The sequence below is a fragment of the Catellatospora sichuanensis genome (assembly GCF_007483665.1).
GTDB lineage: Bacteria > Actinomycetota > Actinomycetes > Mycobacteriales > Micromonosporaceae > Catellatospora > Catellatospora sichuanensis.
Genome location: NZ_VIQO01000001.1, coordinates 407,915 through 421,219, shown reverse-complemented (window position 1 = coordinate 421,219; position 13,305 = coordinate 407,915). Strand labels below are relative to the sequence as shown.

Here is a 13,305-nt window from a genome sequence, read left to right as displayed (position 1 = left end):
TGTGCCAGGGTGCTTACGGGGACGGTGCCGCCTGGGCTCACGGCGGAGACCGTTCAGCAGCCCTACGGCGCCGCTGCGCGCCATCGGGACGGTGTGCCGGCGCGGTGGGCGCCGGCCGGCGACGGTGTCGCGCGACAAAGGAGATCGACATGGACCAGCTCAAGTCTCATGCGGACACCCGGCCGACCGCCGCCGCGCCGCCGGACGTCGATCGCCCCGTCCGGAGCACCCGGCGCTGGGTCGCCGAGCGCGACCGGCTGGAGGCGGCGATCGCCGAGACGGGCGTCGACTTCGACCAGCCCCGCTCCATCTACTGGAACGCCGCCTGCGGCGTGGAGGCGGGTGCCGACTTCGCCACGGTGCGTGCCCGGGTGCGCCGGTACGCCGACTTCGCGCCCACCTTCGAAGCGGTCGCCCGCCGCCGCGAGGCACGCGCCGAGGCGGCCGCCGCGGACGGTCACCAGATCACCGCGCGGGACAACTACTACATGGCGGCCGTGCACTGGGGCGCGGCGCAGTGGCCCATCCACAGCGACGACGAGGTCAACCGCTTCTACCACCGTCGCAAGCGGGCCTGCTTCGCGCACTACGCCGACCTGGCCGACCACCGCATCGAGGCGGTCACCATCCCGTTCGCGGGCGGGTCGCTGCCGGCCTGGTTCCACCTGCCGCCCGGCTACCACGGCGGGCGCGTGCCGACGGTCATCGCGGTGCCCGGCATGGACAGCTTCAAGGAGGCCACCGTCGCGCTGCACGGCGACCGCTTCCTGGCACGTGGCTTCGCGGTGCTCGCGATCGAAGGGCCGGGGCAGTACGAGGCGGCCATGATGGGCATCCACACCACCGTGCCCGCCTGGGCGCGTACCGGCACCGCGTGCGTGGACTGGCTGTCCAAGCGGGAAGAGGTCGACGCGCAGCGGATCGTGCTCAGCGGCATCAGCTTCGGCTCGTTCGCCGGGACCATCGCCGCCGCGCACGAGCCACGGCTCAAGGCCTGCGCGGTGATGAACACCTGCCACCAGCCGGGCTGGTCGGCGGCCTTCGAGCAGGCCTGGCCGACGTACAAGATGCGCTTCATGTACATGTCGGGGCACACCGACGAGGAAGCGTTCGACGACTTCGCCCGGACGCTGACCTGGGAGGGCCACGCCGAGCAGCTGTCCATGCCGTACCTGGTGCTGGCCGGGGACCGCGACGAGCTGAGCCCGCTGGAGTGCACCGAGGCGTTGCTGAACAGCGTCGCCGGGCCGAAGCAGCTGGTGGTGTACCAGGACTCGCGGCACTCCATCGGCGGCGTGCCCGCCGCGAACCTGGGCCCGTTCGCGCCGACACTGGCCGCGGACTGGCTCGCCGACCGCTTGCGCGGGGTGCCGCTGACCAGCGAGCGCTGGTACGTCGACCACGGCGGCAAGGTGACGAAGACCCCGCTCTGACACCGCCGCGCCGCAGCTAAGCGGGTGTGGCGCGTCAAGAAGGGCACCTTCTGCATCGCGGAGCGATGTGAAGGTGCCCTTCCTTTCGGTTCAGGCGACGAGGATGGGACGCATCATCTCGTTGTCCTCGTGTTCCAGCATGTGGCAGTGCCAGACGAAGCGGCCGGGGCGGTCGAAGACCGCCTTGACGCGGGTCACCTCGCCGGAGTGGACGAGCACGGTGTCCTTGCGGCCGGACTCCCACGACTCGGCCGGGCGGGGCTTCGGCGGGATGCCGAAGGGCTGGCGGCTGACCACCTCGAACTGCACCTGGTGCAGGTGCACGGTGTGCGAGTGGTCGGTGAAGTTGAGGATCTCCCAGGTCTCGCTGCGGCCCAGCACCGGCTTCTCGGTCGGCGCGTCGTGCCAGCGCAGCGGGGTCTGGGTGCGGTCCGGTGCGACCGTGCCCAGCGTCGCGACGCGGTGGTTCACCCCGGTCAGCGTCGCCGAGGGCAGGTCGTCGAGCAGCACCCGCCAGCTCGCCGCCGAGTCGGGCAGCTTCGGCGCGGCGGGCAGGGTCAGGTGCTCCGGCGGCACGCTGGTGTCCGTGCCCCGCAACGGGATCACCAGCAGCTTCATCACCTGGCCCGTGGTGGCGATGTTCGCCGGCTGGTAGTCGGTGCCGAGCACGCCCGCGGCGTACGGCACGTCCGGCGCCTCGTTGATCACGAACAGTTCGGTGCCCTCGGCCAGCCCGGTCAGGTCGACGATCACGTCGGCCCGCTCGCCCGGTCCGATCAGCAGCTGCTCCAGCCGCACCGGCTCGCGCAGCCAGCCGCCGTCGGAGCCGATCTGCCAGAACGGCACCACCGCGGCGGCCGGGCGCGGCGCGGTCGCGCTGGACGCGATCTTCAGGATCAGGGACCGGGAGTTGCTGCCGTTGAGCAGCCGCAGCCGGTAGCGGCGGGGTTCGACGGTCAGCTGCGGCCAGGTGCGGCCGTTCACCACGATGGTGTCGCCGAGGTACGCCGGGTTCCAGATCGGGGCGATGTCGCTGGCCGGCACGTACGGCCCGGCGAACGCGTCGTGGAACTCGCTGCGGCTGTCCGGGTAGTACAGCGAGCCGTCGGTGCGGAACGAGCGGTCCTGGATGACCAGCGGGATCTCGTAGTACCGGGTGTTCTCCGGGTCGTCGGGGCCGGGCGCCGGGCCGGGCAGCGTGCCCGCGGGCAGGTCCTGGTCGCCGCCACGGATCAGGTAGAAGCCGACCGGACCGGCGTACACGTTGAGCCGGGTGATGCCCAGCGCGTGGTCGTGATACCACAGCGTGCCCGGGGCCTGGTCGTTGTCGTAGCGGAACACGGCCTGGCCGGGCTTCCAGCGCGGGCCGTAGCTCTCCGCCTTCTCCCGCATCGCGGCGAAGTCCGAGCCGGTGGCGGCGAAGCCGCGCGGCAGCGGGGCGTCGGGCAGGTACCAGGCCGTCGGGTAACCGTCGGCTTCCTCGGCCGCGTGCGCGCCGTGCACGTGCGTCACGATCGGCACCGGACCGGTGTAGCGCGCCGGCGGGCCGGTGAAGTGGGCGGGCATGTCCTGGTGCCCGGCGCCGCCGGCCGGGTTGGCCCAGTGCAGGGTCGGGTCCACCGGCAGCAGGTGCGGCCGGGCCCGGCCCCTGGCGTCGATCAGACCGTTGATCCAGGTGACCTCGACCGGGCGGTCGGCGGTGGCCTCGATGGTGCGCGCGGGGTAGCCGAACGTCTTCGGGTGCGCCGCGGAGCCGTACCCCCAGACCGTGGTCTGCGGCATGCCGGGCGGCAGGACCTGCTGACGGAACTGGCGCACCTCCACGGCGTACCGGTCGGCGGTGCCCTTGGTGGAGAACGCGGGCATGGCGGCCGGGATCGGCAGCCGCGCCTTGTACTTGTGGATCTTCGAGGCGTCGAGCCTGCCGGCGGCCATCGCCGCGGCCGCGGCGCGCGCTGCGCTCGCTGGAGCCGGGATCAGCATGGCCGCGCCGGACAGTACGCCGGTGGTGAGAAGTTGTCGTCGGGAAGGCATCGGTCGCCCTTCGGTCGCGATGTCGGAAGACCTGGCGACCGGCTTAAGGTCCTGGTGAAACCAATTTGTCCGAATTGCCAGGAACTCCGCCACCCTAACCACCGACACCCACCAGGCCAAACAGGCTCACCGCACACCCGCCCCCCGGATCCCGCCCGCCCCGCCCTCCGCCTTCCGCGCCGCGCCTGGCCGGCACGCGAAGATCGCCGATTCGGGTCAGAACCTGGGGTGGGACCGAAGGTTCTGACCCGAAACGGCGATCATGGTGGCGATGGCGATGGCGATGGCTATGGCGGTGGCGGGTGGCGGTGCGGCGAGGCCGCGGGACGGCCCTGCGGCCGCTACGGGGCGGTCACGACCACGGCGGCGTTGAAGCCGCCGATGCCGCGGGCCAGCACCAGGGCGCGGCGCAGCGGTGCGGGGCGGGCGGCGTCGACCACCAGGTCGAGGTCGGCGCAGCCGTCGGCGAGCGTGCCGACGTTGATGGTCGGCGGGATGACCTGGTCACGCAGGGACAGCAGGGCGGTGGCGACGTCGAGCCCACCCGCTCCGGCCGCGAGCCGCCCGGTCATCGTCTTGGGCGCGGTTACCGGCACCCGGCCTGCGCCGAACACCCCGACCAGGGCCTTGGCCTCGGCGAGGTCCAGTTCGGGCACTCCGGCCGCGTCGGCGAAGACGACGTCGATCTCCGTCGCGGGGCAACCCGCGTCGGCCAGGGCCAGTTCGATCGCGCGGCGCAGGCCCGGCGGGCGGTTGCGGTCCGGGGCCGGGTCGAAGGTGGCGGCGTAGCCGCTGATCTCGCCGTACACCCGCGGCGCGGCCCGGCGTCGGGCGGCCTCGCGCTGCTCGACGACGAGGATCGCGCCGCCCTCGCCGGGCACGAACCCGTTCGCGTCCCGGTCGAACGGCAGGTATGCCCGCGCCGGGTCGTCGGACTCGCTGATCCGGCCGGTGGCGAGCTGCCCGATCCAGCCCCACGGGCACAGCGAGCCGTCGACGCCGCCGGTGATCGCCAGCGCGGTGCCCGCGCGCAGATGGCGACGGGCCTGCCCGATCGCGTCGAGTCCGCCTGCCTGGTCGGTGACCAGCACTCCGCTGGGACCGCGCAGGCCGTGCCGGATGGAGATCTGCCCCGTGTTGACCGCGTAGAACCAGGCGAACGACTGGTACGCGCTGACGTGGTCACCGCCCTTGGACCACAGCTTCTCCAGCTCCTTCTGCCCGAACTCGAAACCCCCCGCGGAGCTCGCCGTCACCACGCCCATGTCGTAGTCGCCCAGCGCCGCCGGGTCGACCGCCGCGTCGGCAAGGGCCTGCGCGGCGGCGGTCAGCGAGAACCGGGTGACGTGGTCGGTCTGCGCCAGCAGCCGGTCGGGCAGGTGGGCGGCGGGGTCGAAGTCGCGGATCTCGCCGGCCAGCCGGGACGGGTACTGCGCCGGGTCGAAGCGGGCGATGCGGCCGATGCCGCCGCGCCCGTCCAGGACGGCCTTCCAGTACGTCTCGGCGTCCAGCCCGATCGCGGCGACGACGCCGAGGCCGGTGACGACGGGTGCGTCGGCGGCCTTCTCCTCACCTCGCCCGTCGGCGGCATGTCCGGTGCGCCTGATCCGCTCGCTGCGCTCGCTCATCGGGCGTCTCCTTCCGGGCGGGCCAGCAGCATCGCGCTCTGGAAACCGCCGAACCCGCTGCCCACGGACAGCACCGCATCCAGCCGCCGGTCACGGGCTTCCAGCGGCACGTAGTCCAGGTCGCACTCGGGGTCGGGCTCGTGCAGGTTGGCCGTGGGCGGCACCACGCCGTTGGTGATGGCCAGCGCGCAGGCGGCTACCTCGATCGCACCGATGGCGCCGAGCGAGTGCCCGACCATCGACTTGATCGAGCTCATCGGGGTGGCGTACGCGTGCTCGCGCAGGGCCAGCTTCACCGCGGCCGTCTCGTGGCGGTCGTTCTGCTTGGTGCCCGAGCCGTGCGCGTTGACGTAGCCGATCGCGGTCGGGTCCATCCGGGCCGTGTCCAGGGCGTTGCGGATCGCCTCGGCCATCTCGCGGCCGTCGGGGCGCAGCCCGGTCATGTGGAAGGCGTTGCAGCGCGAGGCGAAGCCGACGATCTCGGCGTACACCGGCGCGCCGCGGCGGCGGGCCCGTTCCAGGTCCTCCAGCACGAACATGGCCGAGCCCTCGCCGAGCACGAAACCGTTGCGGCTGTTGTCGAACGGCCGGGAGGCGTGCGCGGGGTCGTCGTTGCGCGGCGTGGTCGCCTTGATCGCGTCGAAGCAGGCCACCGTGATCGGGGAGATGGGGGCGTCGCTGGCCCCACCGACCACCACGTCGGCGCTGCCCTCGCGGATCAGCTCGGCCGCGTACGCCACCGCGTCCAACCCGGACGTGCAGCCGGTGGAGACCACCGCGGCCGGGCCCTCCGCGCCGATCGACCAGGCGACCTCGGCCGCGAACGAGCCGGGCACGTAGTAGTCGTACAGGTGCGGCGAGGTGTGGGCGTCGTCGACCAGCCAGCGCCGCCCCCGGTCGGAGGCGATGACGTACTCGCGCTCCAGGCTCATGGTCGCGCCGACCGCGCTGCCCACCACCGTGCCGACCCGGTACGGGTCCAGCTCGGCGAGCTCCAGGCCGGCATCCTCGACGGCCTCGGCGGCGGCCACGACGGCGAACTGGGCCGCCCGGTCCATCCGGAGGGTCTGCGCGGGGGTGAGGCCGTGCGCGGCCGGGTCGAAGTCGCACTCGGCGGCGACCTGGGACCGGAACGGCGAGGGGTCGAAGAAGCTGATGGTGCGGGTCGCGGTGCGTCCTGAGGTCAACAGCTCCCAGAACGCCTTGGCGCCGATGCCGCCCGGCGCCACCACGCCCAACCCGGTAATGACGACACGTCGATGCATGGACGCCTCCTGCGGGGTCGGTGGACCTTCGTCGAGCGTGCTCCGCGTCCACTTGAGCCCCGCTTGAGAAATCTCGCGGTGGTCGCCTCGCCGCGGGCACGGCGCAGAGATGGGTATACAGCTGATGCGTGCTCGTTTCGGGACGCTTTCGCGTCCCGAAACGAGCACGCACCGGAGCGAACATGTCCGCCGGCGGGCTGAGGCGCCGGTGAACCGTGGTCAGGACAGGCCGCGGCCCGCGGAGACCAGTTCGGCCCCGGCCGAGGCGGACTCCCAGGTCCAGGCGGTGTCCAGAGCGGATGCCGTATCCAGCACCGGGTCTGCGGTGAGGATGGCGTGCTGCACGCGCTGGATGCGCCGGGAGGGCTCCAGGCCCAGCTCGCCGATGAGCACCTCGCGCAGGCGGCGGAAGGCGTCCAGGGCGTCGGTGCGCCGGCCCGCCCGGTACAGCGCGATCATGAACTGGGCCTGCAGGTCCTCGTGCAACGGGTGGCGGGCGGCCAGGCAGCCCAGCTCGCCCAGGATCTCGCGGTGGCGGCCCAGCTCCAGGTCGGCGTCGATGCGCTGTTTCCAGGTGGCCAGCCGGGCCTCCTCCAGGCGCAGCGCCTCGACCCGCAGCACGGGGCCCAGCCGCACGTCGACCAGCGCCGAGCCGCGCCATACGTTCAGTGCCGCGCCGAGCAGGCGCGAGGCGTGCGCGTGGTCGCCGCAGAGCTGGGCCAGCCGGCCCTGGTCGGCGAGGCGCTCGTACTCGTGCAGATCCAGCGTCGCGTCGTGCAGGTGCAGCTGGTAGCCGTCGGCGTGGGTGACCAGCAGCTCGCGGGCCACCCGGGCCGGGTCCATGGCGCAGGTGCGGGCCAGCATCCGCCGGATCTGCAGGATGTAGGTCTGCAGCGTGGTCAGCGCGCTCGCGGGCGGCTCGTCGTCCCAGAGCTCGGTGGTGAGCAGATCGATCGGCACCACCCGGTCGGCGTGGATCAGCAGCAGCGCCAGCACCTTGCGCGGCTTGGGTGCGGTCAGGTCACCCGACACCCCGCCGCAGCGTAGGTCCAGCGGGCCGAGTACTCGACATTGCATGTCCACCCCCGAATGGCTCGTCGCGCTCGCAATGTGCGAAAGCCGCCTCCACCACTATTAGTGCTCGCGAGGGACGATCTGTCCCATTCGCCGGAACTGGTGACGATCTTTCTGGCCTGGCCGTCGAGGCGCCCGTGACCCGGTGCGACGACCCGCGGTGATCGCGGCGTGGTGGCTTGACCTGGCCATTCAAGCCGACTTCCACCGGTCCTCAAGTGGCCGGCTGCGACGGTTCATGGCAGACCGGTTCGCCGCGGATGACCGCGTGCGGCCGAAATCCCCATCCCGGCCCGTAGAGGAGCGCCGATGTCCAAGAACAAGGTGTACACCGAGACCCAGCGCGCGGAGGTCGCCGCGCCGGCCGCGGTCGCCTTCGAGATCATCAACGACCTGCGCCACTGGCCGCAGTTCTTCCCGGACGGCGTGCACGCCGAGCCGGACGCCGACGGCGCGAACGTGCGCTGGTGGGCGCTGGACGGTGACGCCGTACGCCAGTGGAGCACCACCCGCACGGTCGACCGGGCCGGCCTGCGGGTCGTCACCGAGCAGGCCGCCTGCGCCGCGCCCCTGGTGTCGGTGCGCACCGAGTGGACGTTCGCGCCGCAGGGCGAGCAGGCCTGCGAGGCCGAGCTGACGGTGACGGTGACCGCCGCGCCGGGCGCCGAGGGCGCGGACGCCGCCGCCGCGCAACTCGAAGGCGCGCAGGAGATCGTCGCCCGGGTCAAGGGCCTGGCCGAGCGCTGGGACGAGCTGGCGCAGCTCGTCATCTCCTTCGAGGACCCGCTGTTCATCGCCGGGCAGCCGCAGCAGGTCTACGAGTTCCTGTACGCGGCCGACAAGTGGCCCGAGCGGGTCCCGCACGTCACCGCCCTGTCGATGACCGAGGACCAGCCCGGCGTGCAGTTCTTCGACATGGACACGGTCACCCCGGAGGGCCGCGCGCACACCACCCGCTCGGTGCGCGTCTGCCTGCCCCACAAAATCATCTACAAGCAGATCGGCCTGCCCAAGCTGCTGGACGCGCACACCGGGCACTGGCACTTCGTGGAGACGCCCGAGGGTGTCACCGTGCACGCCCGGCACACGGCCACCATCAAGCCGTCGGCGCTGAACCTGCTCGGCGAGGACACCACGGTCGCCGACGCCCGTCGCTACCTGCGCCGGGTGCTCAGCACCAACTCGCTGCAGACGCTGCGCCACGCGCAGGCGTACGCCGAGGAGCCGGCCCGTGCCCAGTAGCACCGACGCCGACGCCGTCGCCGCCGAGCGGGCACTGGCCGACATGCTGGCCCGCTCCGGCGGCACCCTCGACGGGCTGCTGCGCCGGGCGGCGGTGAGCGCCCCGCACCGGATCGCGGTGCAGACCGGGTCGCGGGCGATGACGTTCGCGGAGCTCGACGCGGCCGCCGACGGCTTCGCCGCCAAGCTCACCGGGCTGCTCCCGCGGGACGCCGCGCCGTCGCGGCCGGGCCTGCCGGGCGGCGTCGTCGGCGTCGCCGCCGCGCTGCACCCGGCCTTCGCGGTCGCCTACTACGGCACGGTGCGGGCGGGCCACGTGTGCGCCGTGATCAACCCGCTGCAGGGCGAGGAGGAGCTGGCGTACGCGCTGGAGTCGGCCGGGGTGCAGGTGCTCGTCGGGGTCGCCGACATGGCCGACAAGCTGCAGCGCATCCGGCTCGACCTGCCGCGCCTGGCGCACGTGTTCTACCTGGACCGTCCGGGGGAGCACTGCGTGCCGGCCGCGGGCGCCCCGGCGGGCCGCTCGGCCCGGTTCGACTCGCCGGTCGCCGACCCGGACGCGGTGGCGGTGCTGCAGTTCACCAGCGGCACCACGGGGCGGCCCAAGGCCGTGCTGCTCTCCCATCGCAACCTGGTCTACAACGCGGCCCAGGTGGCGGGGGTGCACGGACTCGGGCCGGACACGGTCACGCTCAACCACCTGCCGACGTACCACCCGATGCACCTGAACTCGGCGGTCTGCGCCGGGGCCACCCAGGTGCTGTGCCCGGACGCCGACCCGACGCAGGCCGTCGCGACGGCGGCCCGCACCGGCGCGACGCACTTCTACAGCCTGCCGGTGCGGCTGGCCCGGATGGCCGCCGACCCGCGGCTGCCCACCTGGCGCATGCCAGGGGTGCGGGCCATCCTCTCCGGAGGGTCCGCGCTGGCCCCGGCCGCGGCAGCCCGGCTCTGCGCCGGGCTGGGGATCCCGGTCATCCAGGGGTACGGCCTGGCCGAGACCGCGCCGCTGACCCACTGCGACCGGATCGACCGGCCGTCGGCGGGTTCGGTGGGCAGGCCGGTCGCCGGCACCGAGTGCCGGGTCGTCGACCTGGACACCCGGCAGCCGCTGCCCGTCGGCACACCCGGCGAGGTGCAGGTGCGCGGGCCGCAGCTGATGGCGGGCTACCTGACCCCGGACGGGGTGCAGCGCCCGTTCGACGCCGAGGGCTGGTTCGACACCGGAGACGTGGGCCGCCTCGACGACGAGGGCACGCTGTTCCTGGTCGACCGGCTCAAGGACGTCTTCAAATGCGACAACTGGCTGGTCTCACCCGTGGAGCTGGAGCGGGTGATCATGCGCCATCCGGCGGTGACCGACTGCATGGTCGTCGACATGCCGCACGAGTACCGCGGCGCGGTCGCGTACGCCCTGGTCGTCACCGACGACGAGGACGCCGACCCGGCCCAGGTCATCGCGTTCGTCAACGCGGGCCTGCCCGAATACCAGCACCTGCACGGCATCGAGCTGGTGCAGGAGATCCCGCGCTCGCCCAACGGCAAAGCCCGCCGCCGGGACGTGCGCACCCACGTACACGAGCGGCACGGTGCCGCCCAAACCCGAAGGAGCGACCACATGGTCACGTTCATCAACAAGATCACCGTCAACGGCGACGTCGCGCAGTTCGAGCAGGTGCTCGACGAGATCTCGGCGTACATGAGCGCCCAGCCGGGCTTCATCGGCCGCCAGCTCTACCGCTCGCGCCGCCAGCCCGAGGTCTTCATCGAGACCGCGCAGTGGGCCGACGCGGCGGCGCACGCCAAGGCGGTGCAGACCCCGGGCTTCCGGGAGCAGGTCATGAAGCTGGCCGGGCTGGCCGTCCCGGAGCACGACCTGTACGACGCGGTCGGCGAGCACGCCCCACTCGCCGCTCGCTGAGTCGTATGCCGATGCCGAAACGGAAGGGAGCGCGTCATGAACGACTTCACCATCGAGGACGTGCGGCGCATCCTGCGCGATGTCGCAGGGGCGGACGAGAGAGTGGACCTGGACGGGGACATCGCCGACACCAGCTTCGCCGACCTGGGGTATGACTCCCTGGCGCTGCTGGAGACCACCGCGCGGCTGCAGCGTGACCTCAGCATCCGGCTGCCCGACGACGCGGTGCTGGCGGTGAGCACGCCTGGACAGCTGATCGACCTGGTCAGCTCGACCCGGTCAGGGGCATTGTCATGAGCGAGCGTAGCGAGCGAATCATGCGGACAGTGCGCCACGGCGCTCGCTCGCGAAGCGAGTGTGCGTCGTGACCGGGGATGTGGCCGGACCGGGCATTGCGCCCGGCCCGGCCGGCCCGGCCGCGTCCTGGGTGTCCTGCGGCCGCTGCCGAGCCGTCGTCTACGGCAAGCGGCTGGCCCGCAGCAGCGGCATCTGTCCACAGTGCGGGCACTGCCGCCCGCTGGCCGCCTGGGATCGGATCGCCCTGCTGGCCGACCCTGGCTCGGTCGAGCCGCTCGACCTCGCTGCCGACGCCGCGGATCCGCTGCGCTTCGTCGACGACAAGCCGTATCCGCAGCGCATCGCCGACGCCCGGCGTGCGACCGGGCTGGCCGAGGCGGTGGTGTGCTGCCGGCTGCGGATGGCCGGCACGCCCGCGATCGCCGCGGTGATGGACTTCCGCTTCATGGGCGGCAGCCTGTCCGGCGCGGTGGGCGAGCTGATCACCTGCGCCGCGGAGACGGCGCTGGCGCAACGGCTGCCGCTGCTGCTGGTCACCGCGTCCGGCGGGGTGCGGATGCAGGAGGGCGTCATCGGCCTGATGCAGATGGCGAAGACCGCGCAGGCGCTGCACCAGCTCGACGAGGCCGGGCTGCCCACGGTCTGCCTGGTCACCGACCCGACCTACGGCGGTGTGGCCGCCTCCTTCGCGATGCTCGGCGACGTCGTGGTCGCCGAACCCGGCGCGCGGCTCGGCTTCGCCGGGCCCCGGGTCATCGCCCAGACCATCAAACAGGAGCTGCCGCCCGGCTTCCAGACGGCGGAGTTCCTGCTGGACCGCGGCTTCCTCGATCTGATCTGCCCGCGCCCGGCGCTGCGTCACCGCATCGGCCGGCTGCTGGCGATCGGCACCCGCCGCGACGCGGTGCCGCCCGCGCCGGTCGAAGGCGGCGCGCACACCGTGGTCCGCGATCCCTCGCTGCTGGCCGAGCGGCGGGCCTGGGAGGCGGTCCGCCGGGCACGCAACGTGGCCCGGCCCACCACCTCCGACTATCTCAGCATGATCCTCGACGACTTCGAGGAGCTGCACGGCGACCGGGTCGGCGGCGACTGCCCGGCGATCATCGGCGGGGTCGGCCGGCTCGGCGGCACGCCGCTGGTCGTGGTCGGCCACCAGAAGGGACACACGACCCGCGAGCTGGCCCTGCGCAACTACGGCATGCCGGGACCGGCGGGCTACCGCAAGGCCGCCCGGCTGCTGCGGCTGGCCGCCAAGTGGGGGCTGCCCGTGGTCACGCTGGTGGACACGCCCGGGGCGCACCCGGGGGTGGAGGCCGAGGAGCAGGGCCAGGCCACCGCGATCGCCGAGAACCTGCGCCTGATGGGCTCGCTGCCCGTGCCGGTGGTCTCGGTGATCACCGGTGAGGGGTGCAGCGGCGGCGCGCTCGGCATCGCCGTCGCGGACCGCGTACTGATCATGGAGAACGCGTTCTACACCGTCATCAGCCCCGAGGGCTGCGCGGCGATCCTGTGGCGCGACGCCGCTGCCGCCCCCGCCGCCGCCCAGGCGCTGCGGGTGGACGCCCGATCCCTGCTCGAACTCGGCGTGGTGGAAGGGGTCATCCCGGAACCGCCCGGTGGCGCCGAGGCCGACCACGTCGCCGCGGCCGCCGCGCTGCGCGCCGCCGTCCATGCCGAGCTGGCCGATCTCGCGGGGCTCGACCAGACCCGCCTCGTCGCGCAGCGGCGTGCCCGCTTCCGGCGCTTCGGCAGCTCGCGCCGGCCCGATGAGGCCGTACTGATCCCGACCGAAGGAGGTTCGTGGTGACCGGTCTGCTGGATCCTTCCCTGCGCGTGCCACCCGTTCCGGTGGACACCGCCGACGTCTGCTCGATGCACGGCTCGCTGCCCGACACCGCCCGTACCGTCGCCGACGACCTCGACGACGTGCGCCGCAGCGCCCAACAACTGCTGTCCGGGGTGGACCGGCAGCCCAGCGCGCTGCGCATCCGGGCCGGCGACGTGCTCGTCGAACTGGAGTGGGCCGACGAGAACGCCGTACTGCCGGCCGAGCCCGCGCCGGTCGCGGCGGCGGCCGTGCGGGCGGGATCGGCGGTCGCGGTCGCCACCGCGGCTCCCGCGCCGGCCCCCGCGCCCGCTCAGGCAGGGGACGGCCACGTCGACATCTGCGCCGGCACGGTGGGCACGTTCTACCGCGCCGCGGAGCCGGGCACGGCCCCGTTCGTCAGCGAGGGCGACCACGTCCGGCGCGGCCAGCAGGTCGCGATCATCGAGGTGATGAAGCTGATGATCCCGGTCGAGGCCGAACGCGACGGACAGGTCGTCGCCGTGCACGTCACGGACGGCACGTCGGTGGAGTACGGCGACCGGCTGCTCACCATCGCCCCGGCGACCGGGCACTAGGGGGCCGC

At 73.1% G+C, this 13,305-nt stretch carries 10 protein-coding genes; 6 read left to right on the top strand and 4 right to left on the bottom strand.

Translation table 11 applies throughout. From position 1 onward, the window contains the following. The first annotated feature begins 149 nt into the window (after positions 1–149). Positions 150–1,433, top strand: coding sequence for an alpha/beta hydrolase family protein (locus tag FLL47_RS16805; RefSeq protein ID WP_144121438.1), 1,284 nt, complete (start codon positions 150–152; stop codon positions 1,431–1,433). Positions 1,434–1,523: 90 nt separating this feature from the next. Here the strand turns inward: FLL47_RS16805 and FLL47_RS16800 are convergent, their stop codons facing one another. The 4 genes from FLL47_RS16800 to FLL47_RS16785 form a co-directional block, all read right to left on the bottom strand. Next, positions 1,524–3,467 (bottom strand): multicopper oxidase family protein, encoded by a 1,944-nt coding sequence (locus tag FLL47_RS16800; RefSeq protein ID WP_222106096.1) that lies wholly within the window; start codon positions 3,465–3,467, stop codon positions 1,524–1,526. A gap of 341 nt (positions 3,468–3,808) precedes the next feature. Next, positions 3,809–5,095, bottom strand: a complete 1,287-nt coding sequence (locus tag FLL47_RS16795) for a ketosynthase chain-length factor (RefSeq protein WP_144121437.1) — start codon at positions 5,093–5,095, stop codon at positions 3,809–3,811. Beyond that, positions 5,092–6,360, bottom strand: coding sequence for a beta-ketoacyl-[acyl-carrier-protein] synthase family protein (locus FLL47_RS16790; RefSeq protein ID WP_144121436.1), 1,269 nt, complete (start codon positions 6,358–6,360; stop codon positions 5,092–5,094). The genes FLL47_RS16795 and FLL47_RS16790 overlap by 4 nt, the downstream gene beginning before the upstream one ends. A gap of 219 nt (positions 6,361–6,579) precedes the next feature. Continuing rightward, complete coding sequence (locus FLL47_RS16785) at positions 6,580–7,392, bottom strand: AfsR/SARP family transcriptional regulator (RefSeq protein ID WP_222106095.1); 813 nt, start codon at positions 7,390–7,392, stop codon at positions 6,580–6,582. Positions 7,393–7,743: 351 nt separating this feature from the next. Between FLL47_RS16785 and FLL47_RS16780 the strand changes: the two genes are divergently transcribed. The 5 genes from FLL47_RS16780 (at position 7,744) to FLL47_RS16760 (ending at position 13,297) form a co-directional block, all read left to right on the top strand. Continuing rightward, on the top strand, positions 7,744–8,676 hold the full coding sequence (locus FLL47_RS16780) for an SRPBCC family protein (protein ID WP_144121434.1): 933 nt from the start codon (positions 7,744–7,746) through the stop codon (positions 8,674–8,676). Beyond that, complete coding sequence (locus FLL47_RS16775; RefSeq protein ID WP_222106094.1) at positions 8,666–10,597, top strand: AMP-binding protein; 1,932 nt, start codon at positions 8,666–8,668, stop codon at positions 10,595–10,597. Before FLL47_RS16780 ends, FLL47_RS16775 begins: the two co-directional genes overlap by 11 nt. A gap of 36 nt (positions 10,598–10,633) precedes the next feature. Then, positions 10,634–10,894 (top strand): acyl carrier protein, encoded by a 261-nt coding sequence (locus FLL47_RS16770; protein WP_144121433.1) that lies wholly within the window; start codon positions 10,634–10,636, stop codon positions 10,892–10,894. A 67-nt stretch (positions 10,895–10,961) separates the two neighbouring features. Further along, entirely contained in the window at positions 10,962–12,701 is a 1,740-nt protein-coding gene (gene accA / locus FLL47_RS16765; protein WP_425457703.1) for an acetyl-CoA carboxylase carboxyl transferase subunit alpha, read from the top strand. Continuing rightward, positions 12,698–13,297: an acetyl-CoA carboxylase biotin carboxyl carrier protein gene (locus FLL47_RS16760; RefSeq protein WP_144121432.1), complete on the top strand. Its 600-nt coding sequence runs from the start codon at positions 12,698–12,700 to the stop codon at positions 13,295–13,297. The genes accA and FLL47_RS16760 overlap by 4 nt, the downstream gene beginning before the upstream one ends. Positions 13,298–13,305: the final 8 nt, after the last annotated feature.